This is a genomic window from Clostridium sp. C8-1-8, from assembly GCF_009928445.1.
In the GTDB taxonomy this organism is placed as follows: domain Bacteria; phylum Bacillota; class Clostridia; order Clostridiales; family Clostridiaceae; genus Clostridium_AR.
In genome coordinates this window covers 1-26,391 of record NZ_JAABNO010000046.1, presented here as the reverse complement: position 1 = coordinate 26,391, position 26,391 = coordinate 1, and the positions used below count along the sequence as shown (strand labels likewise).

Genomic DNA, 26,391 nt, shown 5'->3' with positions numbered 1-26,391 from the left:
ATTCCTACATTTTGATGTTGGAACTTTTATGCACTTTCATATTAACATTTACAAAATCATGCTCTATTAAAAATATAAATACATTTTTTATAGAGGAAACCTACATTAAAACAGATGAGGTTCTAAAATATGTTATTAACTATCTATACTGGTGTCATGATATAAGCTTCAATAAGTTGAAGATGACTCTTGGAATAAATAGAAAGGAAACCCTCTCATCATGGATTGATCCTGTAACTGTAAATTATGAGTGCCCATTATGTAGAAAAACAGGTCTTCTAACAAAATTAAATTCACACTCAAACCAAATGTCATTTATCTGCAAATATTGCAACCATAAAGAAAATAACTTTGAATCTTACAGTGTTATAAATTGCAATTGTTCCATATGCGACAACATAAAAAGGGAGGTATTTATCAAACTTAAGCAAGAATTTATGAGTTACTTAGAAAAAACTAAACTAAGTATAATAGATTATATTAACAGTACTAGAAATTATTATATAAATGAAAATAAGTTCATATCTGATGATAAGATGAAACAAGATCACGACTATTACTATTCAATTATTACAAGAGATGAACTTGAACTATTAAGCCTTAAACCAAAAAACTTTGATGAACTTACCAATTATGTAATAAAACTAAATGAAAAGATACTAGGTAAAAGAGCTAAAAACTACATGAAGGAATTGCTAAATAATTTGAAATCACATGGTATAATTTACCCATATAATAATATACGAGACTGGAGTCCAACTATTGAAGCAGCTACAAAAGTAATAATTATAAACAGCTTAGAGGATTTTAACTATAAGACCGCTGCAGAATTGTTTAATACATTCTATACCACAATTACAGGTAAAGATTTTACTAAATTTTATAGGTTATTCTATCTTCCAGTAGAATTTAGAACAAGTAACTTTAATTTGACATTTAAAAATATACCTAATGCCACTATTAACTTTTGTAGAAATATAAATATTTATAAGTATAGCTGTATTGAGAAGACATATACTCTAAACCCTAATTTCTTTCTTAATACTAGATCTATCTCACCTAAGACTAATATAGTACCAAGTAATACAAAAAATATATTTATCAATTGTGATAAGAATATATTTATTTCATTAAAAAACTTATATGCTAACTATATTGTTATTCCTAAACAAAACTCCAGTTATTACATATATAATACAGATGGCAGACTTGAAAGTATTGCAATACTACAAAAAAGTATTAATAATAAAGAGAATACTGAGAAAATAATTAAAGATAGTTTAATTGAATTATGCTTTGAATACTTTTATCTTAACATACATGCAACAAATACTCTTGATATTAATAACTACATATATAATTTAACAATTATTAATAATTTAATAACTTTTTCTTTAAAAGATTGCTTTAATAAAATTAATCTATTTAATTCTCCAGCCGAAATAAACTTATATTCTATTTTAAAAAACAGCCCTGACTTTATAGTAATACCTAATGCTAAGCTTGCTACAATAATGTACATAAATAAGTTTGTAAGTTTATTCACTGAAAAAGATTTTATGTATCTACAGAAATGTATTGTTGATTTTTGTATATATGACCTTAATGGTAATGTTATTAAGGTTATAGAAGTTCAAAAAGGTTGCCATCATAATCAAATTGATTGGATCATTAAAGATAACTTGAAACGTAGCATTTGTAATGAAGCTGGAGTAGAACTTGTTGAATACTTTTAAAGAATACTTTATTAGAACTCAAATTTATAAAGTAAACATTAGATTTTATATTGACGTTACTTTTTGTTTTTTTCTCACTTTTTCATAATAATATAATTACTTTAGTTTTTTCAATTTAATCGGTAAGGAGGATTTGTTATGATATTACAAGAAAAGAAATTAAATCTGCTTGAATTGGATGCCAAGTATTACTTAGTTCACTGTATCTCAGCAGATTATAAAATGGATACAATTATTTCAGAAAAATTAGATAAAAAGTTTAACTTGAAATCACAATTTAGATCTATAGAAGAAAGTGGCACTTATATAAAAAAAGGAACTTCATGGATTATAGGCAAAACGATTAATCTTATCACAAAATCTAAATATTATGAAAAGACAACATATGAAACTATCGAATTGACATTTAGTGATATGAAAGAAACTTGTCAGCTAGAGAATATAAAACACCTCGCAATACCCCTTATTGTTTTTAAACTTGAAGGACTTTCATTGAATATGGTAAGAGAATTGATAAATAATACATTTAGAGATACCGAATTTGAGATATTGATAGGTCCACTATAAGGCCACACAATAAAGATAGAATTACTGTCCCAGCATAATTTCATGTAAATGCTATTGAAAACTGACACTCACTTTGATTCTCTTTCCATCTAGAAAACCTTTTTAGCTAATTCAAAACTTTTACCATTGGTTATTAATCCTGTTTCATAACAATCTATGACAAGTCTCATATGTGAGTCATTCGAGTTATTGCTTTGCCTAAAAAGACTATTGTAAATATCTATTAGCTGACTTATACTATCTGAATAAAAACGCATTATTGATTAATTGATTTGTGATTAGTCTAGGGATGTTTCCATGTCAAACATCCTTAGAGCTAGCTTTTTTCATTAATATCTTAGTTGCCTAGCAGCTAGTAATTATATACATAATCGTTGTAACAAGTTTCTTGTATATAGAATGTTCTACTTCTTTCATTTTGAGTTTAAGGCTCTTTAGTAAAGCTAAAATAATTCACAGTATAATACCTTACCTTATTAGTTTTCCTCCCAATAAACTTATAACAAAAAGCTTGGTATTATCCCTTATTTATTTTTTATAAACTCTACTATAGGATTACTAAAGTTTCGTTCATATGAAACTTGGGTAATTATCATCAAAGTTACTTCATATCTATGCACATACAGGATTGCCTATTTTATTAGAATACATACTTTAGTAATATTGTGTAATATACCATCACCAACTTCTGTAAACTGATATTACTTTTCCTATAACTCATTTACAACGCTATCAATACTGTCTCTAATATCTTTTAATGCCTTTTCATCAGTACAATGCAGTTTACTATTATCAACTAATATTTCACCAATAATCATTACAGTATAACGTAACTTTAATAGTAATATTTCTTCATCTGTCTTATTTTCTTTCTTTCTTAAATTACGCCAAAATTTATAATCCATTCTTATTCTCCCTTAATAAATAATATACACATATTGCAAATTAGTTTTCATATTATATATTATTATCCTAAATTTCAGATAAAAAATCGTCTCTCTAGTTTTGAAATCTTTTATAAGAACTTTTGTTATACCAGTACTGGCTTCAAACATAATGTTAATATGATAACCGTGAACAACTTTCCATCTTGGTCTAAGCTTCTCCCAATATCTTATCTAACAAACATCCATTGCTAAGATTATGCTAAATTCTAAATACAATAAATCCTTATTCCATAATAGATACTAGGATAAATCACATAAGCAATAGCAAAGTTAAAAACTTTACTTCTTATGTTCTTACTATATGGGTATCTATATCTAATGTATCTCTATTATCCTTTCGTAAACCAAAGAATGTTTTTCAAAATCAACATCTTTATGAAAATGGCCGAAATACCATCGTCTGAATTGTAATTCTTTATCCAATATATTAAAGAAACTATTTAATTCATTGCATTCTTCTAGATAAGTTAACTCCTTAATTATTTCCCTAGAAGCAGTATGAGTAATTACGTAATCAACCTTCCAATTACTTTTACTTAAGTTATCCAAAGCTTCCTCATATTCTTCCTTAGATGGTAGTTCTTCTTTCCACCAAGTCTCTCCTTCTTTTCTCAAGTATTTATCTATGGACTCAGCTCCCCCCATTGTAAAGAATTTTAATCCATCAATAGTATAAACCTGACCTCTCATCAGATGAATTATGCTTTCATTGATAAAATGAACTTTCCCACCATTCCATTCTTTGATCTCATACTTGTTCAATAAATCAAAGTTCTCATGGTTACCGTCTACGAATAATGTTGTAAAAGTTTTTTCTTCTATCAATTGAAGCCATTGTATTTCTTCACTACTTCCATCCCATACACCGCCAAAATCACCACAGATAATAATATAATCATTCTTACTCATTTTTTCCTGTGCTTTAAAACTACTTACATCTAACCTTTGTATGTTATTTGGAATATGTGTATCACCTGTAATATATATCATTATCTTATCTCCATTTTATACCAAACGAATTCTCTAATATTTTAATACCATTAAGTTCTATTAAAGTCATGTGAATATGTAAATTTATGCTTACTTATCAGTTGTTAACTATACATCTTTTCCATCTACGCACATACGTTTATGCTTCTGCATTTATAGACTATTATTGTGTCACTTCAAATGAAACTAGACATTGCTTGTAAACCAACGATGTATAAAATTTCTTTCGTTAGACTTTAAGTTATACCACTTATCCTTATTTACATCTACACCATAGCCATAAAGACATTCATATAAATCTCCTTTATACCAAAATCTTAATTTATATCTATTATGACCGAATAGCCTTTTTATGTGGAATTTTACCCCCTTAAACTCAAATCGCAATGCACATTTAGAGTATGGTAGTTTATTGTACTTTTCATCAGTGCCATACCAAATAACTTTTTTAATCTCTTTATCTGCGATTAAAAACAACTGTGTTTTATATATACAAACTAACAGATCTTCATCACCAATGTATGCAAAGAAGTTATCATTTATTTGTATAGTTCCTCCAGACTCCGCATGATACAGTTTATCTATTGTGAAACCCACAGCTTTTTGCATATCCATAAACATTTCACCTTGAATAATTAAACCATTTTTCTTTACAACTGTTCCATAATCAATTATTGCCATATCGTACTCCTCCATGTATTATGTTTTATCTATCTAATCTTATGTATTATCTAAGGCATCTATCATGCTGTATTGATGAACTTCCTAAATCCACTATTATTGGCCTAATACTTATTTGTAATGTACTAATTATAATATCAGTTATCTCAAAAATGATACTTTATGAAATTATTATAACTAACCCGCTAATATATATTAATCTATATTTTTTTATTAAAACATAGTGTTTCTATCAATTACTACTATTTATCTATAATTAATAAAAAACAAACTTTCTTGTTGTTTTTTTTAATACCACCTCATACTATCTTATGTTATATATTCGGATATAAAAATAAGCAACAGTTAAACTGTTGCTTACTCTACCAATGTCATTTTCATTACTTTCCACTGTTTAGCTTCTTTATCATATCCAAGAATCATTTTGTAATTTCTTTTCACATGTTGTCCATCTGTAGTGCTTGAATATATCATTTGTAGCTCTACCATACAAGCATAATACGTCTTGCCTGTAGTTTTATCAGTAGCAGTTCCTCTGTAATCAAAACTAGTAGGATTCCAACTCTCCAAATTAGCAGTTTCATTACTTGAGATGACTGTCTCTATGACTTTCTTCTTTTTAGATTCATCTCCATAGAAACCTCTCTTGCTATCCATCATACAGTTATCAACCTTTGCTAATTGCTGTTCGATATTTTGGGGAGTATATGTTGCAAATGCACCTAATAGATCTCCAACTACTTTTGATACTTTGTCATTATCCTCTTCTGTCTCTGCAATAGTGGATTTATCATCCTCAGCTATTTTCTTTCCCTCTGCATCTTTACTAGGAACACTTGAAGTATCAACCTTCGTAGTTTCTTTAGTCTTATTGCTCCAACTACAACCAACTAAAGCTACTCCTAATGATAATGCTAATGTTGCTGAAAGTATTAATTTTGCTGTTTTTTTCATAATATTTCTCCTTTGTTTTCTACTTAATCTATACACTACATGATAACTGTTCCATTTCCTCTGGTATTATAACCTAATCTATGATGAACAACCAATATTTAACATTTCCTTATTAAGCCAAAACTTAAACTTTTTCCTTTCTTAAATTATGATGATCTGTCTAATATATTTCTATAAATTCCTAAAAGAAAAATCCTTGAAGCTGCTAGCCTCAAGGATTTTCATCACACATCCTAATATATCTTTGTTGTCCACTCTTCACAATTCCAAATCTCAGTCACTACATCATGATAAAACTCAGGTTCGTGGCAAACTAATAATATAGTTCCTTTATATTCTTTTAAAGCCCTCTTAAGCTCATCCTTTGCATCTACATCTAAGTGGTTTGTAGGCTCATCCAGTATCAATATATTAGTTTCATTATTTATTAGTTTAGCTAATCTAACCTTAGCAGCTTCTCCCCCTGAAAGTACCATTACCATGCTTTCTATGTGCTTTGTAGTTAATCCGCACTTTGCAAGAGCAGCACGTACTTCATATTGAGTATATCCAGGGAACTCCTGCCAAAATTCTTCAATGCAAGTATTCGTATTTCCTTCTCTGCTTTCTTGCTCGAAGTATCCAATATACTGATAGTCTCCAAGAGTAACTTCTCCACTTATAGGCTTGATTTGCCCCATTAAACTCTTAAGAAGAGTAGTTTTTCCTAATCCATTAGACCCAACTAAAGCAATTTTTTGACCTCTTTCCATATAAAGATTAAGAGGCTTTGTAAGTGGGTGGTCATAACCTATAACTAAGTCTTTTGTTTCGAAAATTACTTTTCCAGAAGCTCTAGCTGTCTTAAAGTTAAAGGTTGGTTTTGGTTTCTCTTGACTTAATTCAATTCTATCAATTTTATCAAGTTTCTTCTGTCTAGATTTAGCCATGTTTGCAGTCGCTACATTAGCCTTATTTCTAGCAACAAAATCTTCTAATCTCGCTATTTCAGCCTGTTGTCTTTCGTAAGCTTGCTCTAATTGTTTCTTCTTCGCCTCATATATTCTTTCAAACTCCTCGTAATTACCAACATATCTGTTAAGCTGCTTATTTTCTACATGATATATTAGATTGATTACCGAGTTTAAAAATGGAATATCGTGAGATATTAGTATAAAAGCATTTTCATAGGAATTTAAAAATCTTTTAAGCCATTCAATATGAGCTTCATCTAAATAGTTAGTAGGCTCGTCTAAAAGTAATATATCTGGAGTTTCTAAAAGAAGCTTAGCAAGTAATACCTTTGTTCTTTGTCCTCCACTTAAATTGGTAACATCTTTATCTAGACCAACATCTAAAAGACCTAACCCCTTAGCCGTCTCTTCAATCTTAGCATCAATAACATAAAATCCATTATTATCCAACATATCCTGAATTACTGCTGTTCTTTCCAACATTGAATTAAGTTCGTCTTCGCTAACCTCTCCCATTTTTCCATAAAGTTCATTCATTTCAGCTTCTGCATCAAACAAATATTGAAAAGCTCCTCTTAAGATATCTCTTATCGTTTGTCCGCTCTGAAGTACTGCGTGCTGATCCATATAGCCAACTCTCACTCTATTGCTCCACTCAACTTTTCCTTCATCAGGCATAAGCTTCCCAGTTATTATATTCATAAACGTTGATTTACCTTCACCATTGGCACCGATAAAACCTATATGCTCTCCCTTAAGTAGTCTAAAGGATACATCTTCAAATATAGCTCTATCACCAAAACCGTGGCTAAGATTTTTAACTGTAAGTATACTCATTATTATTCTCCTCTTCCTTATATATTCTCGTTTAAACCCGCATGTTTCCAATAACTTCTTAACTTCTTAACTTTTTAAATTGTTATATTTATTTAATCATATAATTATATATTTTTATATTCTTATAACGTTAAAAATACTTAATGTTATATTTAATCCAGCATATTTATTAATACTAGTAAGGAATATAAATAATTTATAATATTAATTGTTTATTTTTAATGGCCTTTATTAATAATACTAAAATCAGTTCCTTTAAATAAAGGTATAAAATCAAACTTCACTATAATATAATTTTTTATAATACCATGAATATTTTAAAGTATCAAACGGCTTGTTGTCAAAAGAAATTCTTACTATTATAGTAAAAAGACCTTCTACCTAAACTAAAGCTTATGTAGAAGGTCTTCTAACTATATAAAGATGCACCTTTTATTACAAAAATTACTTTTGAAGCTTCTCAGAATTGCGAAATGATGCTCTGAGAAGATAAACTTTGCTATGAAATGTACATCCTATGGGTAGAATACTATTTTGCAGACTTAACCTCTAGCCAAGCCTCATCGTATAATTTTAGTTGTTCTCCTAAATCTCTATAATTTTCGCACTTAGCTAGCACTTCCTTAGGAAGGTATGCATTTTTATTATTCTTGATCTTATCAGCTTGTGCCTCTTTTGCTTCCTTTTGAGGTGTTGTATAACCAACTTCTGCAGCATTTCTTAGAGAAGGATCTTTTTCGCATAAGAAGTTTATAAACATTTCCGCTTCTTTTTTATGCTTTGCTCCCTTTGGAACTGCTAAAGAATCAACCCAGAAGTTAGCCCCTTCCTTAGGTACTATATACTTTAGATATGGATACTTATCTTGTAGATTTAAACCCTCTCCTGACCAAATTACTGCCAGTTTACCTTCACCTGCTACCATTCTATCCTTTACTTCATCATCAACATATGCTCTTACTAAGGGCTTTTGTTTTATAAGCTCTTCCTTTGCTTTGTTTATTTCACTTTTATCCGTTGTATTTAAAGAATATCCGAGCCTCTTCAAGGATACCCCTAAGGCATCTCTTTGGGCATCAAGCATAAAGATTTCTCCTTTATATTTTGTGTCCCAAAGAATATTCCAAGAATCTACTGGTTCCTTAACTAAGTTTGTGTTATATATTATTCCTATGGTTCCAGACATATAAGGAACAGAATATTTGTTACCAGGATCAAAAGGTCTATTCAAATAATCTGAGTCGATTTTATCCATGTTAGATATATTGTTAAAGTCTAGCTTTTGTAACAGGTTTTCTTTTATCATCTTTTCAACCATGTAATCTGAAGGTACTACTATATCATAGTTTGTTTTTCCCGACTTTACAGCCTGATACATAAATTCATTTGTATCGTAGGTATTATAGTTTATTTTTATGTCATATTTATTTTCGAACTCCTTTATAAGCCCTTCATCTATGTTCTCTCCCCAGTTAAATACATCTAAAATCTTCTGCTCCTTCTTGCTACTGCAAGCTGTAAAAGAAAAAGCTACTATTATGGTAAATAAAATAGTAATTATTTTATACTTATATTTCATCGGTTTCACCCTCCTGTATATATTAATAATCATTCTCACAAGCACTTGATTATTTTACCACATACTTTATCATATTTAAACAAAACTTGTAAAAGAACTGTAGATAAAAATCAATAAAGGAACTTGCTGCTTACATAACAAGCTGTTCCAAACACTAGATACTACTAGGCCTACATAGCAAGAAATTCTACACTTTACTAAAAAGTAAAAAATCATGCACAAGGTAGGATTTATCCCATCTGTGCATGATTTAAGTTATTAATTAATATCAATATTCTTCTTCAGCCTTAACATATAAGAAAATCATATCTGGTTCTATGCAATAAATATCATATATACTAAATAAATAATTACTGTAGCTATAAATGGTATGTTTATTATATTGTCTTTTTCTAAAGCTACATCTCCATCAAATCCAGCTGTTCTAACATCTGCTGCTATAGCTAAATCATAGCTGTCCACAACACCTCTTTGCTCTGCTGCTTCCTTTAACTTCTTAATACATATAGAAACTAAAGCTGCAAATATAAGTGCAATAAACCCAAAAGTAAGTACTGTATTTAACTTTTGATTTAATGGTAATTGCCTTAATGAGTAATTTTGTTGGTTTGCTGCTGCAAGCTTTGTAAAAGGTGCAAGTAAAGCTTGCATTGTAACCTGAATACCATTCACAGTAAAGTGGCATATCATGGATACAAATATGCTGTTAGTTACTCTAACCATATATGCAAAAAGTGCACCTAAGGCAGCTGCATAAAGGAACTGCTGTCCATTCAAATGGAATATCCCAAATAATAAACCTATCATTAATGAAGCCTTTAGCTTACTCTTATTGTTATATCCTGAAAGTACTATACCTCTCATGGTTATTTCTTCTGTTATAGCTGGTGTAACTGCTACAACTAAAAGCATCATCCAATAAGGTAAATCTCTCATAACGTTCATAGCTTTCGCAACATCGTTATCAAAGAAAAATGAAGTTATAAGTGAAAAAAGAGTCATAACCGGTTGAGATAAAATCGCTATTAGTACTGCATAACCGATCTCCTTACCACTAATCTTATTAAATCTAAAGGTTTCTTTTACAGAAGCCTTTGTTATCACAACATATACTACCGCAGGCACAAGGAAGAATAGTGCATGGACAGTCATTAGCAACTCCCCATAATTTAATCCTAGAGCCATAAGTGGCTTTCTTATAATATATGGGCCTACCATAGATATTAGTAAAACTATAAAGAAATACAAATTCGACTTAAATACTGGTTTCATAAATCTCTCCTTACCATTTAATTTATATACCTAAATACTTTATATTTATTTTTTAAGTGTGTATATTTTTTTAGTTTCGGGAGACAATTATTAGTGTAGATAACTTTTATATTAAATTGCCTCTCCCCCATTTTATTTAATATAGAAAATTCCTCTTTTAGTGATGGTTTTCCTAACTTAAAGAGGAATTTTTATTTTATTTATCAGCACAATATGACAGTGTACTATTGATTCTTCTATGAATCTTATATTACTTAAACATAATTTCTATTCAGTAATTCTCTTCTAAGCCAGTCTAAGGCATTCATCATGGCCCTTTGTCTAACTTTTTCTCTTGATCCTTGGAAGTTAAACTTTCTTACCAAGGTATTGCCGTCTATATATAGCCCCATATATACTAAACCTACTGGTTTGTCATCAGTACCACCACCAGGTCCAGCTATTCCTGTTGTAGATATACCAACCTTTGTACCTGCGGCTTTAGCTATACCTTCTGCCATTTCTCTTGCAGTCTCTTCACTTACGGCTCCATACTTAGCTAAGGTTTCCGCTTTAACTCCCAGCCTTTTCATCTTGCTTTCATTAGAATAAGTTACTGCACCTTCTAAAAAAACTTCAGATATACCTGGATAATTTATTAGGTTTGCTGCCACAAGACCTCCTGTACAGGATTCTGCTGTAGCTATAGTAAGATTATTCCTAACAAGAAGCTCTGCTACCACGTGCTCCAAAGTTGTTTCACCTTCACCATATATATTGTCTCCAAGCTTTTCTCTTATCTTGTCTTCAACAGGCTTTATTAAATTTTTAGCTTCTTCTTCATCTTTAGCCTTAGCAGTTATTCTAAGAGTTACATCTATTTCCTTGGCATAAGGAGCTACAGTTGGATTGGTCTGCCCATTTATTATATCCCCGATTTCTTCAGCCATAAATCCTTCTCCTATGCCAAAGATTCTTAAAACCTTAGATACTAAAACCGTATTAGTATATTGCTTAAGATAAGGTATCACATGATCTATAAACATAGGTTTCATTTCTTTAGGTGGTCCTGGAAGAACTACTATCATCTTGTTATCTTTCTTTAATACTGCACCTGGGGCTGTGCCATTAGGATTAGGAAGAACTACTGCATCCTTTGGAAAATAAGCCTGCTTAGCATTACTTCCTTCCATAGCCCTACCGTTTTTATTAAAATAAGCTTCTATGAACTTCCATGACTCCTGGTGGACAACTAATTCCTGACCAAAGAACTTAGCAGCAGTTTCCTTGGTTAAATCATCTGGAGTTGGCCCAAGGCCTCCTGTAGCAACTATCAAATCGCAGTTGTCAAAGGCATCGCTAAAGGCTTTAAGCATCCTTTCCTCATTATCTCCAACTACTGTTTGATGGTAAACCTCTATTCCAATAGCAGCCAGTTCCTTAGCTAAAAACTGAGCATTGGTATTTACTATATCACCTAATAACAGTTCTGTTCCTACGGAAATTATTTCTGCTTTCATGTTTCTCCTTCTTTCTTTTTTGTTATCTATTACTCTTAAAGGGCTTATTCACTATACTTTCCATGCAAGTAATTATTTAATCTCTTTTCTACTGCCTTTATTGGTTCTTTAGTTCTGCTGCAGTAATCCACTATTTGATCCCTTGAGAACTTAAAGGAATCAAAGTACTTTGAATGCTTAGATCCAAAATACAACCCGCATACAGAAGCTACTGGATCCATCATATAACTTTCAGTTAGTTTAGCTCCTGTTCTATCAGCAGCTTTTAAGATTGTAAAAGCTTTTTCAATCTGCTTTTGATCCTTTAATGAAGGGTATCCAAAGGCTGGTCTTATCCCTCTATACTTAGCTTGGAATAGTTCCTTTTTAGTAATATTCTCTTGCTTATCATAACCCCAATAAACTTTTCTTATGTCTTCGTGGAGCTTTTCTGCTGCTGCTTCTGCTAGTCTATCACATAATAACTTAAGCATTATGGCTTTAAAATCCTCTCCATCTTTTTTAAGTTCCTCTTCATACTTATAAACTTCAGTACCTGCAGTGACTAAAAAGCTTCCTATATAGTCAGTTTTTCCACTTTCTTTTGGAGCTATAAAGTCTGATAAGCACATATACCTTTCTTCCTTAAGCTTCTTTTGTTGACGAAGGAAATTAAAAGTCTCAACTTCTTTACCAGCTTCATCGTATAAAACAACGTCATCTCCAGTTGCATTGCACTTAAATATTCCAAATACTCCTCTAGGATATATCTTATTGTTTTCTTCCAGTTCATCAAGCATACTGTTAGCTTCTTCAAATAGCTTCTTAGCTTCTTCTCCATATAACTTATCCTCAAGTATTTCAGGATAAGTTTTCTTCATCTCCCAAGCAATGAAAAAGAAAGTCCAATCTATATATTCTCTTAACTCTTTAACTGTATATTTAACTTCTTTTACTCCTAGGAATTCTGGAACATCTATTGCTTCCTCGTCCCAATTAATGTTGAATTTATTATTTCTAGCTTGCTCTAAAGGTATATTTTCTGTAGTGGATAGCTGTTTATAGTTATCCCTTATATCTTTATACTCATTATTTATATTCTCCAAATAGGCTGCCTTATCCTTCATAAGCTCTTTCATAATTTCTACTGTCTTTGAAGCATCTCCTCCATATATAACACCTTTACTATAGTTAGGTGCTATCTTTAAGGCCGTATGGATCTTAGAAGTTGTAGCACCGCCAATTAATAAAGGTATATCAAGACCTTGCTTTTCCATCTCTTCTGCCACATGAGCCATCTCCTCAAGAGAAGGCGTAATAAGACCACTTAGCCCTATAGCGTCAACCTTTTGTTCCTTAGCTACTCTCAATATCTCTTCACAAGGAACCATAACCCCTAAATCTATTATTTCAAAATTATTGCAGCCTAATACTACCCCAACTATATTCTTACCTATATCGTGAACATCGCCTTTCACTGTAGCTAACAGTATCTTTCCGGCCTTGTTTTGTGCTTCAGAGTTGTCTTGTCTTATATAAGGAAGTAATATCTCCACAGCTTTTTTCATAACTCTAGCTGATTTAACCACCTGTGGAAGGAACATCTTTCCGTCTCCAAATAGATCTCCCACTATCTTCATACCGTCCATAAGTGGTCCTTCAATAATATTAAGAGCCTTCTGACTTATTGATAGAGCTCCTTTTAAGTCCTCTTCAAGATACTCACTGATTCCTTTTACTATAGAGTAACTTAATCTTTTTTCTATAGCATCAGTTCTCCAAAGCTTTACCTTCTCATCTTGCTTATCTTCGTTATTTCTATGCTTATCAGCAAACTCTAATAGTTCTTCTTTAGCACCAGATCTTCTATTTAGCACCACGTCTTCAACTAACTGTAATGCATCCTTAGGTATATCATCATATATCCTTATCATTCCAGGGTTAACTATCCCCATATCCATACCTGACTTTATAGCATGATATAGGAATACGGAATGCATCATTTCTCTTACAAAGTTGTTTCCTCTAAAGGAAAAACTTAAGTTTGATACTCCCCCAGAAACCTTAGCATGGGGAAGGTTTTCCTTGATCCACTTTGTAGCATTTATAAAATCTAAAGCATAGTTATCATGCTCATCGATACCAGTTGCTATAGCTAGTATATTAGGGTCAAAAATTATATCCTCAGCTGGAAATCCTACCTTCTCCGTTAATATGTCATAGGCTCTTTTACATATTTGAATCTTTCTATCAAGATTGTCAGCCTGCCCTTTTTCGTCAAAGGCCATTATAACAGCTGCAGCTCCAAAACTCTTTATTGTAGAAGCTCTTTTTATAAACTCCTCTTCTCCTTCTTTTAGTGAAATGGAGTTTACTATACACTTTCCACCAATAGACTTTAATCCTTCAAGTATAACTTCCCATCTAGAAGAATCTATCATTACAGGTTTACAGGCAATCTCTGGTTCAGATGCAAGAAGTCTTAGAAAATGTGACATTTCCTCTTTTCCATCAAGCAACCCGTCATCAAAGTTTATATCAAGTACCTGTGCTCCATTTTCAACTTGCTCTCTAGCTATAACTAGGGCTTCATCATATTTCTTTTCTCTTATTAATCTAGCAAACTTAGCTGATCCAGCAACATTTAACCTTTCACCTATATTGATAAAGTTATTTTCTTCTCTTGCCTCTAATAGTTCTAGTCCTGCGTAAGTACTAACCTTATCTACTATAGATAATATCCTTGGTTCATATTGCTTAGCTAGAGAACTTATGGCTTTTATATGCTCTGGAGTTGTTCCACAGCATCCTCCAACTATATTTAAGCACTTATCCTCAAATAGCTCCTTTAAATAACTACAAGTTATTTCTGGAGTTTCATCATACTCTCCAAGTATATTAGGCAATCCGGCATTTGGATATAACGATATATATAAAGCTTCTCTCTTAGCTAATTCTTTTACGAATGGTATAAGTTCTTTTGCCCCAAAGGAACAATTAAGACCTATGGATATAACATAGTCACTTCTCATAGAAGCAGTGAAGGCTTCTAAAGTCTGACCGGATAAAAGTCTACCACCTCTATCGTTTATAGTACCTGAAAGCATTATAGGAACTTGCTTATTATTTTCACTAAATACTGACTCAGCAGCAACTAATGCCGCCCTAGCATTTAAGTGATCAAATATAGTCTCTATAAGAAGTACATCAACTCCTCCATCGATTAATCCTTGTATTTGAACCTTATAAGAATCGACTACCTGTTCAAAAGAAACACTTCTAAAAGATGGATTTTCAACATCTGGTGACATTGATAAGGTCTTATTGGTTGGTCCTATAGAACCTGCCACGAACTTTAGATTTGTCTCCGTTGATAAACTATCAGCTACTTCCCTTGCTATCTTTGCCCCATTATAATTAAGATCGTATACTAATTCTTGTTGTCCGTAGTCCTCTTGAGATATGACATTGCTATTAAAGGTATTTGTTTCTATTATATCTGCCCCAGCTTCCAAATAGGCTTTATGTATACTCTTTATTATCTCCGGCTGAGTTAGAACAAGTATATCATTATTACCTTTTTGCTCTATGGCTGAATCCTTAAACAGATTTCCTCTAAAGTCCTCTTCCCTAAGCTTATAAGCCTGTATCATAGTTCCCATTGCCCCATCAAGAACTAAGATTTTTTCTTTTAGACTCTCTATAAACTTATTATTTTCGAATAATTGCCCCCTCATTGCTACCTCCAAATAATCTTATTATTGTATCTTATATATATAGCTATTATACTATAATACTTAAATATCATACAGAACTATGTATGTATATTCCAACTTTAACTAAACTTAAATATATTTTTTGCGCATGTGCCTTTTCTGAACGTATTTGAAGAAATTCTGGCAGGAGACATAATTTTATCTTTTATTCTTTCTCATATATATCCACTTAACGGACACAATCATATTTATCAACAGAATTATCTAATATATATTTTTTAGCAATAAATAAAGCTGCTCATCGTAAATATCATTACGATGAGCAGTATTTGAAAAATTCCTTTTCTCAATGCTTACATAGAGAATCAGACAGCTTTTATTTGTGAGAAGGGATACAAATAAAAACCATAAAAGTTTTTGTTAAGTAGTTATTTAAAAATATTCAAAGTAAGCTATGTATGAGAAAAAAGAATTTATTGCCCTGTGCCTTGCTTTACAGATAATCTTTTCCTATTTCTATTACTATTCTTAGGTTCTTCATCAGTTAGTGCTGTGTCCCAATTTGATTTAAGTTTTCTGGTTAACTTGTTGTCCATCTGGCTATCCTTTGGCATAGTTTATCACTCCTTCTTTTCTTTAGTAGAACTTTGTCCCTCTCTACATTCATTAATTTATGTACTTTCTTATCCAAATATTCATAGTATTTTTAAACTAAATTACTAAAGCTGTATTTTTGAAAAGTAAAAAAGGTGATAAAACCACATTATCCAGATAGCTTTACAAACCATCTGCCTTTCTGTATGTATATTGAAAAAGCTAGCAGATAATAAGACTTACAGGAGCTATTTATCCTAAATAACTGCTATAAATCTTAAAATTATTAAGTTGATATAACAAAGAATTTTATGCTTTCCTTAACAGTAAAAAACCATGCATATAAGGTCACTTACCTATATGCATGGTTTCAACTTCTAAATGCGATTTTTGATTTTTTTATGTCTCTAATTTCTACTTACTTTCCATTATAGCTAATGCTACTGCTCCTATAACTCCAGCATCTGTGCCAAGACCTGCAGGAACTATCTTGCATGCTTCAGCCATATTTTTGAAGCATCTTATATTTACAACTTCTTGAACCTTATCAAAAACAATCTTTCCAGCCTTTGATACTCCTCCACCTATAATGATCATCTCAGGATCAAATATGGATATAGCATTAGCTACACCTATACCAAGATAGTTTAATGCTGTATCTATTATGTCCTTAGCTACTTGATCTCCAGCAGCTGCTTCTGCAAATACTTCAGCTGAAGTTACAGTTTTATACTTTCTAAGAGAAGTTTCAACTTTACTTTCTAAAGCCTCTTTACCTCTTTTTCCAATAGCAGTTCCTGAAGAAACAGCTTCTAGACATCCTATGTTTCCACAATTACATCTTGGTCCATCTGGAGCTACTGTAGCATGTCCTATTTCAAGAGCATTACTTGTATTTCCTCTGTAGATTTTTCCATTTAGAACTGCTCCTCCACCTACTCCAGTACTAACTGTAAAGTAAACCATATTTTCAGTTCCTTTTCCAGCTCCAAACATAAACTCACCTATAGCTGCAACGTTTGCATCATTATCTAGATATACTGGAACTTGAAACTTTTCTCTAATAGGTGATACCAAATCAAAGTTCTTAAATGGAAGATTTGGTGTAGTTATTATAATACCAGTTTTTGCATTTAATGGCCCAGGAGAACCTATACCGATGGCCTTTACTTCTTCAATAGTTACCTTACCATTTTCCATTACATCTTCTACAGTCTTGATTATTCTTCCAAGTACTGCTATTTCGCCCTCATGGGCATCAGTTGCGATTATTGATTGGCTTATAACGTTTCCATCAAAGTCTGACAAAGCTGTACTTATTTTGGTTCCACCTAGGTCTATACCTATAACATAGTTACTCATTATTTTCCCCCCACATCCTAAAATAAAACATACCTTTTTATGAATTTACAACCTTATTATAGCATATATATAATTAATTATATTCTATATTTAATTTGCTAATAATATTTATAACTTTTTCCTAAATTTAAATTACATTATTGTAAATATTGAAGATATTATACTAAAAAGCTATTCTATTATTTCCATACTATTCATTCTTATATGCGTTTATATAATACCTACCTTGATCATCATATCCCTGATCTTTTATATAAAAATCATTATCTGATAACATCTTACATATAACTCTTATACTATCATTTCCTTCATTATCAACTGTTATGGTGAAATTATCCTTATTATCCACAACTCCAATATAATCATAAATATTGCTGTAATCGCTAAGTCCAATACTTCCTCTGATATCCATTCTATAGTCTGACATCTTTGACCCCCTAGATATAAGTTTTTACTATTAGTATAGATAAAAATAGAATTAATATTCCTCATTACATAAATAAAGAATGAATTTTAATAAATTCATAAAGAATAAAAAAGTCGCTGAAGCGATCTTCTTCAGTGAGCTTTTTTGCGCATCTGCCTTTCCGAATGCATATGAGAAAAATCTGGCAGGCGACATAATTTGTCTTTTTTATTCTTTCTCCAATATCCACATTTAATCCGTCTATACATATTTATCTACAGCTTTATCTAAAATATAAATTCATAAAGAATAAAAAATTGCTAACGGCTTTCATTAGCAATTTTTCAAGTGATATTATTGTATTCTTACAAAGCTTCGTTCTTAATGTCCTTTAGCTTCCTAGCATTTTCTATTATCTTTTCAGCTTCTACCGGAGGAACTTCTTCATACCTTTCAAAGGTAGCTCTAAAACTACCTCTTGCTTGTGATAAGGAACGAAGATCAGTGGCATATTTAAACATCTCAGACATAGGAACCTCAGCGGTTACCATTTCCATTCCTTCTACTGGCTCCATACCAAGAACTCTTCCTCTTTTCTTATTTATATCTCCAATAACATCTCCCATATACTCACCAGGAACCGTAACTTCTAAATGCATTATTGGTTCCAACAATATTGGTTTTGCTATCTCCATACCTTTCTTATAAGCTAGTGAAGCAGCTATCTTAAATGCCATTTCAGAAGAATCTACTGGGTGATAGCTTCCATCATGTAAGGTTGCTTTTAGTCTTATAACTGGGTATCCAGCTAATACACCATGTTGTATGCATTCTCTTAAACCTTTTTCTACCGCTGGAATATAATTTCTTGGCACAACTCCTCCAACAACTTGATCTACAAATTGCAGTTCATCATTATAATCACTTCTAGGTTCAAACTTAATCTTTACATCTCCGTACTGTCCATGTCCACCAGATTGTTTTTTATGCTTTCCTTGTATATCTGCTATGCCCTTTATAGTTTCTCTATATGGAACCTTAGGGCTTTGAAGTACTACTTCTGCTCCAAACTTATTCTTTAACTTGGAAGCAATGACTTCCAGATGAGTTTCACCTACTCCAGAAATTATAGTTTCAGCATTTTCTATATCTCTTGATATCTTAAAGGTTGGATCTTCTTCCAAGAGCTTTCCTAGAGCTGAGGATATCTTATCTTCATCACCCTTACTCTTTGGAAGCACTGCCATAGACATAACTGGCTCTGGAAATATCATAGGCTCATATATGACCTTATAATTACTATCGCAAAGGGTATCTCCTGTAGCAGTGTATTGAAGCTTTGCCACAGCGCCTATATCCCCTGCAATAACTTCTTTTGTAGCTAACTGATTCTTTCCCCTTAAAAAGTATAAATTGCTCATCTTCTCTATTTTTTCTTTAGATGAATTATATACTGTTGAGTCTGACATTGCCTTACCTGTTAAAACTCTAAATATAGAAAGCTTACCTACAAATGGATCAGCTATGGTCTTAAATATAAATGCTGAAAAAGGTGCATTATCGGTAATTCTAACTTTTTCATAATTATTATCATTTAAATTTTGCAAACTACTTATTGTTATTTTATCAGGAGAAGGAAAACATTCTATGATATCCTCAATGAGTAAATCCATACCCATTACTTCTAAGGAACTTCCACACATAACTGGCGCTATATCTCCAGTTGTACATCCTTTAATTAGCCCCTTGTAAACCTCCTCATCACTTAATTCTCCCTCACTAAAATACTTATCTAAGAGTTCTTCATCAGTTTCAGCTACTGCCTCCATTATCATCTGTTTGCATTCTTCAACCTTATCCAATAACTCTATAGGTATATCAGTTATCTCTACCTTTTTAGATTTTTTATCATAAATATGAGCTTTTCTCTTAATTATATCGATTACACCATTAAAGTCGCTCTCCTTACCTATAGGGTATTGTATAGGTACAACTGTAATTCCGAACTTATCTTTAAGGTTCATAAGAACTTGATCATAATTAGAATTCTCTCTATCTAACTTATTTATATAAAATGCTCTTGGTAACTTAGCTTTATTACAATATTCCCAAGCTTTCTCCGTACCTACCTGAATACCTGCAGCACCGCAAACCACTATCATTGCTACATCAACAGCTCTTATTCCCTGTATTTCTTCTCCTATAAAATCAAAATATCCCGGCATATCAACTAGATTGATCTTTTTATCGTTGCATTCTAAAGGAATAACTGAAGTTGATAAGGATATTCCTCTCTTCTTTTCTTCCACATCATAATCACTTACTGTTGTTCCTTCCTCTATCTTACCTAATCTATCTATGGTTTTAGTACAATATAACAAAGCTTCAGACAGCGCAGTCTTTCCAGATGAACTGTGCCCAATTATACCTACATTTCTTAGATTATTGGTTTTATAGTCTTTCATACATTTCATCTTAACTCTATAATTTTAGATAAAGTTAAGACATTCACCTACCTTCCATAAAAATTTAGACTTTAGCTATATATTTTAAGAAGCTATAGTTAATATTTCTACCGACATCGCAGTTACAAGCCTTTGGAAGTATAAGTTGTATTTTGAGGTTATAGCTGCAAGTTGAGTAAAAATATTAATCAGCTAAAGATTGCTGAAATAAGTCTACAAATCCTAGAGATAAAATGTATTGATGATAAACATAAAAGAACAGATATGGATATATAGGTGTACACCTCATTAATAAAATTTTTCTTTTCAAAACCCCTTATAATAGTCTATAGAAGCTTTAAAATCAGTTTTGATATGAAGTGTGCATCTTTCTTTATAAAGAACTAAAAAAAGCCGCTCATTTAGATTGTTGATCTTCACATAGAATAGTATATATAATAAATGTATTCATTAAATTTTAGAATATTATATTAAATAATATTCTCTATAATAAATTCTTATCCTTCTTTATTTTTGAAAATTCTGAAAATTATTCTTTCACAAAATAACTATATTTACATCATATCCTAAATGTTATATTCTATTCCTTCTTATTGTATCTAATTATCTTTTTATTGTTTCACTTATTATTCGCCCACTTTTTTAACTTTTTGTTATTTTTCTGCAATTTATTCATATTATAGTGTACAGTAATATGAAAGTTTGGTAAAATAGTTATTATTTAATTAAATTTTTCATTCAAACTCAATATTATCTGTTTATACTTAAATAAAAGCAAACTTATCGAAAGGTAAGGACGCAAAGCTATGGGTCTAATTTTTTTATGATTGCCAGGTTGCTAAGTTTATATTAAGGATGAACCTTTTTTTGCTTGTTCATTCTTTTTATTTATCTATATATAATATGGAGGAGATAATATGGTTAAAAACGTAATAATTATGGGAGTAGGAAGTTATCATCCTGAAAAGGTTCTATATAATGATTACTATATAGATCACTTTAAAAAATTCGGTACTGAAGCTCACGCTATTGGAATGATGGAGAAGATGGGTAGAAATAGAAGGACCCTAGCTTCCGAAGAAGAAACAAGTATAACTATGTCGGTAGAAGCTGCTAAGAATGCTTTAGCGAAGGCTAATCTTAGTGCTTTAGATATAGATGCTATAATATCCGTATCAGATACCCCAGAGTACCTTACACCTTGTTGCGCACTAATTATAAAAAATAGTCTTGAAGCTAAAAATGTTACTAATGTCTTTGATATGAATAATGACTGTATAGGTATGCTGACAGCAATAGATGTCGCTTCGAGGTATTTAAAGACAGACATCAAATATAAAAGGATCCTTGTAGTTGGCTCTATGAACATGACTCCATTTTCACGAGAAGATGATTTAGTTACTTACCAAGGTATATCTGATGGAGCAGCTGCTATAATTCTTGAGGTTGTAGAGGAAGAAGAAGAAAGAGGCTTCCTTGGATCTAGAGTCTTTACAGATGACAGCTATAATAAAAATATTAGATTTCCTAGTTGCGGTTTATCAAAAATAACTGATGAGAAAACTTCAAATTATGATAGAAGATTAAGATGGGACCCTTTTGATTTTAGTTTTCTTTCAGACGAATGGTCCAAGCTTATGACTACTCACTTGGCCGACCATTACCTTACACCTAAGGATGTTAGTCATTACTTCATATCCCAATTTTCTAAGCATGACCTATATGAGACTTTGGCTAAACTTGGTGTTGATAGATCCAAAGCTATCTTCAACGGAGACAAGTACGGCTACACTGGATGTGCAAGCCCGATTATAGCTTTAGATGACATGCTATCTATAGATGATTTCAAAGCAAATGATATACTTGTCTTTTGTTCTGTAGCAGCAGGATACACTATGGCTTCTCTAATCTACAAGTGGTAATTTAATTATAAACAGGGGGATAAAAATGGAAGCTTTATCAAACAGTATTATTGACTTTCAGAAAAAAACTTTAAAATTTGTATTAATAATTTATTCTATTAGTGCCTTATTAGCAGGTATAGTGTTTATGTCTATGAAAGCTCTGAACTTATATTCAGAAATAAGTTGGACTTCACTATTAATATTATTAGCTATGACTTTTATCGAGGTTATGATATTTAGATTTGGTTATAAATATGCACTGAAGGATGAAAAATCATGGAATAAAGGCCTACAATTTCTAAAAGGTGCATTAGTGGTTATATGTTATATTAACTATCTTTATCTTACAAGAATGGTCCCTTCTAAAGAATTATGGATAATTGTATTTTACTTTATACTTCTCAGTGCTCTATTGTTTGATAGTAAATTAACTTTAGTATCAATTGCACTTAGTATATTATCTCAGGTTTATATATTTTTAAACGATTCAAAGCTTCTACCGGATGAAAAAGTATTTTTGCGAGAAATACTTATTAGAATAATTGTTATATCTCTTACATCTTTCGCAATATATATTTTTACATACTTCGCATCTAAGCTATTTAAAGACATAGCTGCCAATGAAAGAACTCTAAAAGAGAAAAATGATCACATCTCAAAGTTATTTTCTCAGCTAGGTGAATTTTCAGATATGCTTCTAAACTCAAGTACAACTCTTTCAACTGCTGTTGAACAAGAAGCAAAATCATTACAGTATATTGCCGTTACAAGCAACGAGATAAATAATGATTCTAATACTATGTTAGATAAATCTGAAAGAAATAAGGCTATTCTTAATAATTTACTTAATATAAATAAGAATGTATCTGATAAAGTTGAGAACACAAAAATATTCTCAAATGATATTATTTCTTTATCAAATCAAAATACAACTTCCTTAAATGAAGCATTAAAAATAATTAATAATATAAGTATAAGAATAAATAATACCTTTGAAGCTTCCAAAGTATTAGAACAAAAATCAGCTGAGATAGATAATATAATAGGTATTATAAGTGATATCTCAGAACAGACTAATTTATTAGCTCTAAATGCATCAATCGAAGCAGCAAGAGCTGGTGAGCTAGGTAAAGGTTTTGCTGTAGTCGCTGATGAAGTTAGAACTCTTGCTGAAGATAGTAGAAATTCCTTAACTGATATAGGCGCTATCCTAAGTGAACTTAAAGATAAAATAAAAGAAGTTGAATCTCTTATGACAGAAAATAATTCACAGATATCTAGTGGTAACACTATACTTATTACTGCTGTTGAAAATGTATCAACTATGGCAAACAAGCTTAAGATATCTAATGAAAATATAAGTAGTATAAGTAGCTTAACTTCATCGATGATTATGGAAACTGAAAATGTAGTTGAATTCAACTCTAATATTACTAAATTAACAGAGGATACTATAGATAAATTTAAATTAGTCTCTGACTCCCTAAATCAAAATGCCGCTGTAGGAGAAGAAATAGCAGCTAGCTCGGAATATTTAAGAGATTTAGCTAAACAAATGAATAAATTAACTAATAAATAAACTAACTATTTTTATAAAGTAAGAATAGGCTGTCAATTATAAATATAATTAACAGCCTATTTTTTATTTCTTTAAATTAATATAGAAGCTTATGCCGCTGATTCTTCAACATTTTCTTCCCACTTTACTTCTGGTCCTCTTAAGTAGGATAAGATTGCAGCTATTACACTAAAGATGAAAGATATTGTAAACGCTAGTCTTAACCCACCTATAAACTTACCTATTGCGATACCTTCTGCACCTACTTGTGTACCTACAAAAAGTGCTTGCATCGCTTCAGGAGATACGCTAGATGCTATAATAGCCATTGAAAGTGCTATACTTAAAACTGTTCCAGCATTATTTAACATAGTTCTAACACCAGCTGCAACCCCTCTTTTATCTGCAGGTACTGATCCCATTATGGAATTTGTGTTAGGAGAGAAGAACAATCCTGATCCTAATCCCATTACCAGCATTGATATTACAAGAGAAGTCATAGAGGAATTCTCTTTTATAAACATAAATCCAAGCAATCCTAGAGCAGATATCCCAAGTCCAACAGAACTCAAAGCTCTTGATCCATACTTATCTGACAATATTCCACTTATAGGGGAAATTAACATCATAGATATTGCAAGTGGTGTAAGTAACATACCTGCTATTATCGGATCTATTCCCTTTATACCTTGGAAGTAGAAAACCAACAAAAATGTCACAGCTCCTCTAGCTATTCCATTAAAGAAGTTACTGGCATATGCAAATGCTAATATTCTATTTTTAAATAATCTCATATCCAACATAGGATATTTTATTTTGCTCTCTATATTTACAAATAGAGCTATCAATATTATTGCAGCAACTATAAGTACTATTACATTCATATTTAACCAACCTGAAAAACTACCTAAAGTTAAAGCTATTAACAAGGATAACATTCCTAAAGTAAATACTATTGTTCCCTTAAAATCAAACTTTTGTTTTTCTGGTAAATTAGAAACCTCTTTCAGCTGAATTGCAGCCCACAAGGTTCCGACGATACCTATAGGAATATTTATATAAAATATACTTCTCCATCCAAAGTTGACTAGGAATCCACCTAATATAGGTCCTATAACACTAGCAACACTTATGATCATACTGTTTATTCCTAAAGCTCTTCCTAATTCTTTCTTAGGAAATGCATCTGTTACTATTGCTGTACTATTGGCTACCATTAAAGAACCACCTACTCCTTGTATTAACCTAAACACAAGAAGCATTACTCCACTTTGCGAAAGCCCACACAAAAGAGATGCTACTGTAAATACAGCAAACCCACTAACATACAATTTCTTTCTGCCTACCATATCTGCAATTCTTCCTATTGAAGGCACTAGTATAGTAAGAACTAGCATATATCCCATAAGGATCCATGTAACTATACCCATTCCAGCATTTAAATCCTTCATAATGATTGGTAATGCTATCATAAGAGTACTACCACTCATAACAGATATCAACGCACCAATTGTAGTACATGATAATGCTATCCATTTATAATTATCCTTTTTCATTTCTATTCCTCTTTCCTATCTAATAGTGCATTTAATTTTTCTAGACTCTTGCTACAATTATCTTTTACTCTTCTTAATACCTTCTCTCTTTCATCTATAGTTTCTATCAATGAACTAAGCTTATTCAAGGCTTCATTTATATACAGAGGATCACTAACTTCATTATTCCAAATTTTATTAAGATTCTTTCTCAAGCCTAATATTTGCTTAACTTCTATTATAGTTAAACCTAATTTGGCTCTAAGATCTTTTATCTCATTTATAGTACTTATATCTTCATCACTATAAAGTCTGTAACCTGAATCAGTCCTTGAAGAAGGTATAAACAACTCCATATCTTCATAATATCTTATGGTTCTTTTGGTTAATCCAGTTATCTTTGAAACTTCATCTATCTGATAGTATTTTTGATCCATGCTATCGCCTCCGTTATAATTCTAATATACCATAACCTTAACGTCAATGTTATGGTATGGTCATAAATCTGAACAAATCGTTTACTTATGTAATATGCTTATATTATTAAGCTAATACCTTATAGCCTCTAAGTTAAGATAGCTTAATAGATATTTTAATTATCCACAACTTCTGTATTAATAAGGTAGTTATCAACAAATTATTAGTTTTCTATGTGGGTAATTTCACAAACTAATTTACAAACCTATTTTACTGTTCATTCCAACTATTTATTCTAAATCATTCATAACACTCAGGATCAACTAATAAAATTTTTTATTTCTTTAAACAGCAAAAAAACGCCAGTTATACTGGCGTTATGTACAAATGGCTCCGCGAAGAGGGCTCGAACCTCCAACCTATCGGTTAACAGCCGAGTG

At 31.4% G+C, this 26,391-nt stretch carries 19 protein-coding genes and 1 riboswitch; of the genes, 4 read left to right on the top strand and 15 right to left on the bottom strand.

Annotated features, from left to right (window positions below; genetic code table 11):
* Together GXK57_RS25080 and GXK57_RS25075 are read left to right on the top strand one after the other, a co-directional pair.
* Window positions 1–1,736 (top strand): hypothetical protein (locus GXK57_RS25080; protein WP_207710241.1); only part of this gene is annotated, 1,736 nt, incomplete at its 5' end.
* 138 nt (window positions 1,737–1,874) lie between these two features.
* Window positions 1,875–2,303, top strand: coding sequence for a hypothetical protein (locus GXK57_RS25075; RefSeq protein WP_160680756.1), 429 nt, complete (start codon window positions 1,875–1,877; stop codon window positions 2,301–2,303).
* Between the two features lie 710 nt (window positions 2,304–3,013).
* Here the strand turns inward: GXK57_RS25075 and GXK57_RS25070 are convergent.
* The 13 genes from GXK57_RS25070 to fusA all read right to left on the bottom strand — a co-directional run bounded on the left by GXK57_RS25070 (window position 3,014) and on the right by fusA (window position 20,537).
* Window positions 3,014–3,208 carry a hypothetical protein gene (locus GXK57_RS25070; protein WP_160680755.1) on the bottom strand — a complete coding sequence of 65 codons (195 nt, stop codon included), beginning with the start codon at window positions 3,206–3,208 and terminating at the stop codon, window positions 3,014–3,016.
* Window positions 3,209–3,565: 357 nt separating this feature from the next.
* Window positions 3,566–4,240: a metallophosphoesterase gene (locus GXK57_RS25065; RefSeq protein ID WP_160680754.1), complete on the bottom strand. Its 675-nt coding sequence runs from the start codon at window positions 4,238–4,240 to the stop codon at window positions 3,566–3,568.
* A gap of 186 nt (window positions 4,241–4,426) precedes the next feature.
* A complete protein-coding gene (locus tag GXK57_RS25060; protein ID WP_160680753.1) occupies window positions 4,427–4,921 on the bottom strand; it encodes a hypothetical protein in 495 nt (164 codons plus the stop codon).
* A 357-nt stretch (window positions 4,922–5,278) separates the two neighbouring features.
* The gene (locus GXK57_RS25055; protein WP_160680752.1) at window positions 5,279–5,875 is read right to left on the bottom strand and encodes a hypothetical protein; all 597 of its coding nucleotides are present in this window, start codon (window positions 5,873–5,875) and stop codon (window positions 5,279–5,281) included.
* 233 nt (window positions 5,876–6,108) lie between these two features.
* Window positions 6,109–7,665: an ABC-F family ATP-binding cassette domain-containing protein gene (locus GXK57_RS25050; RefSeq protein WP_160680751.1), complete on the bottom strand. Its 1,557-nt coding sequence runs from the start codon at window positions 7,663–7,665 to the stop codon at window positions 6,109–6,111.
* 529 nt (window positions 7,666–8,194) lie between these two features.
* On the bottom strand, window positions 8,195–9,244 hold the full coding sequence (locus GXK57_RS25045; protein WP_160680750.1) for an ABC transporter substrate-binding protein: 1,050 nt from the start codon (window positions 9,242–9,244) through the stop codon (window positions 8,195–8,197).
* A gap of 315 nt (window positions 9,245–9,559) precedes the next feature.
* On the bottom strand, window positions 9,560–10,516 hold the full coding sequence (locus tag GXK57_RS25040) for a type II CAAX endopeptidase family protein (protein ID WP_160680749.1): 957 nt from the start codon (window positions 10,514–10,516) through the stop codon (window positions 9,560–9,562).
* A gap of 254 nt (window positions 10,517–10,770) precedes the next feature.
* Window positions 10,771–12,015, bottom strand: coding sequence for a competence/damage-inducible protein A (locus tag GXK57_RS25035; protein ID WP_160680748.1), 1,245 nt, complete (start codon window positions 12,013–12,015; stop codon window positions 10,771–10,773).
* Between the two features lie 44 nt (window positions 12,016–12,059).
* On the bottom strand, window positions 12,060–15,731 hold the full coding sequence (metH, locus tag GXK57_RS25030; protein WP_160680747.1) for a methionine synthase: 3,672 nt from the start codon (window positions 15,729–15,731) through the stop codon (window positions 12,060–12,062).
* A 452-nt stretch (window positions 15,732–16,183) separates the two neighbouring features.
* The gene (locus GXK57_RS26440) at window positions 16,184–16,324 is read right to left on the bottom strand and encodes a hypothetical protein (protein ID WP_164880687.1); all 141 of its coding nucleotides are present in this window, start codon (window positions 16,322–16,324) and stop codon (window positions 16,184–16,186) included.
* 394 nt (window positions 16,325–16,718) lie between these two features.
* Complete coding sequence (locus tag GXK57_RS25025; protein WP_160680746.1) at window positions 16,719–17,666, bottom strand: ROK family protein; 948 nt, start codon at window positions 17,664–17,666, stop codon at window positions 16,719–16,721.
* Between the two features lie 190 nt (window positions 17,667–17,856).
* Complete coding sequence (locus tag GXK57_RS25020) at window positions 17,857–18,093, bottom strand: hypothetical protein (protein WP_160680745.1); 237 nt, start codon at window positions 18,091–18,093, stop codon at window positions 17,857–17,859.
* Window positions 18,094–18,437: 344 nt separating this feature from the next.
* Window positions 18,438–20,537, bottom strand: a complete 2,100-nt coding sequence (gene fusA, locus GXK57_RS25015; protein ID WP_160680744.1) for an elongation factor G — start codon at window positions 20,535–20,537, stop codon at window positions 18,438–18,440.
* 763 nt (window positions 20,538–21,300) lie between these two features.
* Window positions 21,301–21,380: riboswitch (cyclic di-GMP riboswitch) on the top strand.
* 74 nt (window positions 21,381–21,454) lie between these two features.
* Here fusA and GXK57_RS25010 point away from each other — a divergent pair.
* Window positions 21,455–22,459 (top strand): 3-oxoacyl-[acyl-carrier-protein] synthase III C-terminal domain-containing protein, encoded by a 1,005-nt coding sequence (locus GXK57_RS25010; protein WP_160680743.1) that lies wholly within the window; start codon window positions 21,455–21,457, stop codon window positions 22,457–22,459.
* Window positions 22,460–22,484: 25 nt separating this feature from the next.
* Complete coding sequence (locus GXK57_RS25005; protein ID WP_160680742.1) at window positions 22,485–24,020, top strand: methyl-accepting chemotaxis protein; 1,536 nt, start codon at window positions 22,485–22,487, stop codon at window positions 24,018–24,020.
* A gap of 89 nt (window positions 24,021–24,109) precedes the next feature.
* Here the strand turns inward: GXK57_RS25005 and GXK57_RS25000 are convergent, their stop codons facing one another.
* Together GXK57_RS25000 and GXK57_RS24995 are read right to left on the bottom strand one after the other, a co-directional pair.
* The gene (locus GXK57_RS25000; RefSeq protein ID WP_160680741.1) at window positions 24,110–25,555 is read right to left on the bottom strand and encodes an MFS transporter; all 1,446 of its coding nucleotides are present in this window, start codon (window positions 25,553–25,555) and stop codon (window positions 24,110–24,112) included.
* 2 nt (window positions 25,556–25,557) lie between these two features.
* On the bottom strand, window positions 25,558–25,971 hold the full coding sequence (locus tag GXK57_RS24995; protein WP_160680740.1) for a MerR family transcriptional regulator: 414 nt from the start codon (window positions 25,969–25,971) through the stop codon (window positions 25,558–25,560).
* Window positions 25,972–26,391: the final 420 nt, after the last annotated feature.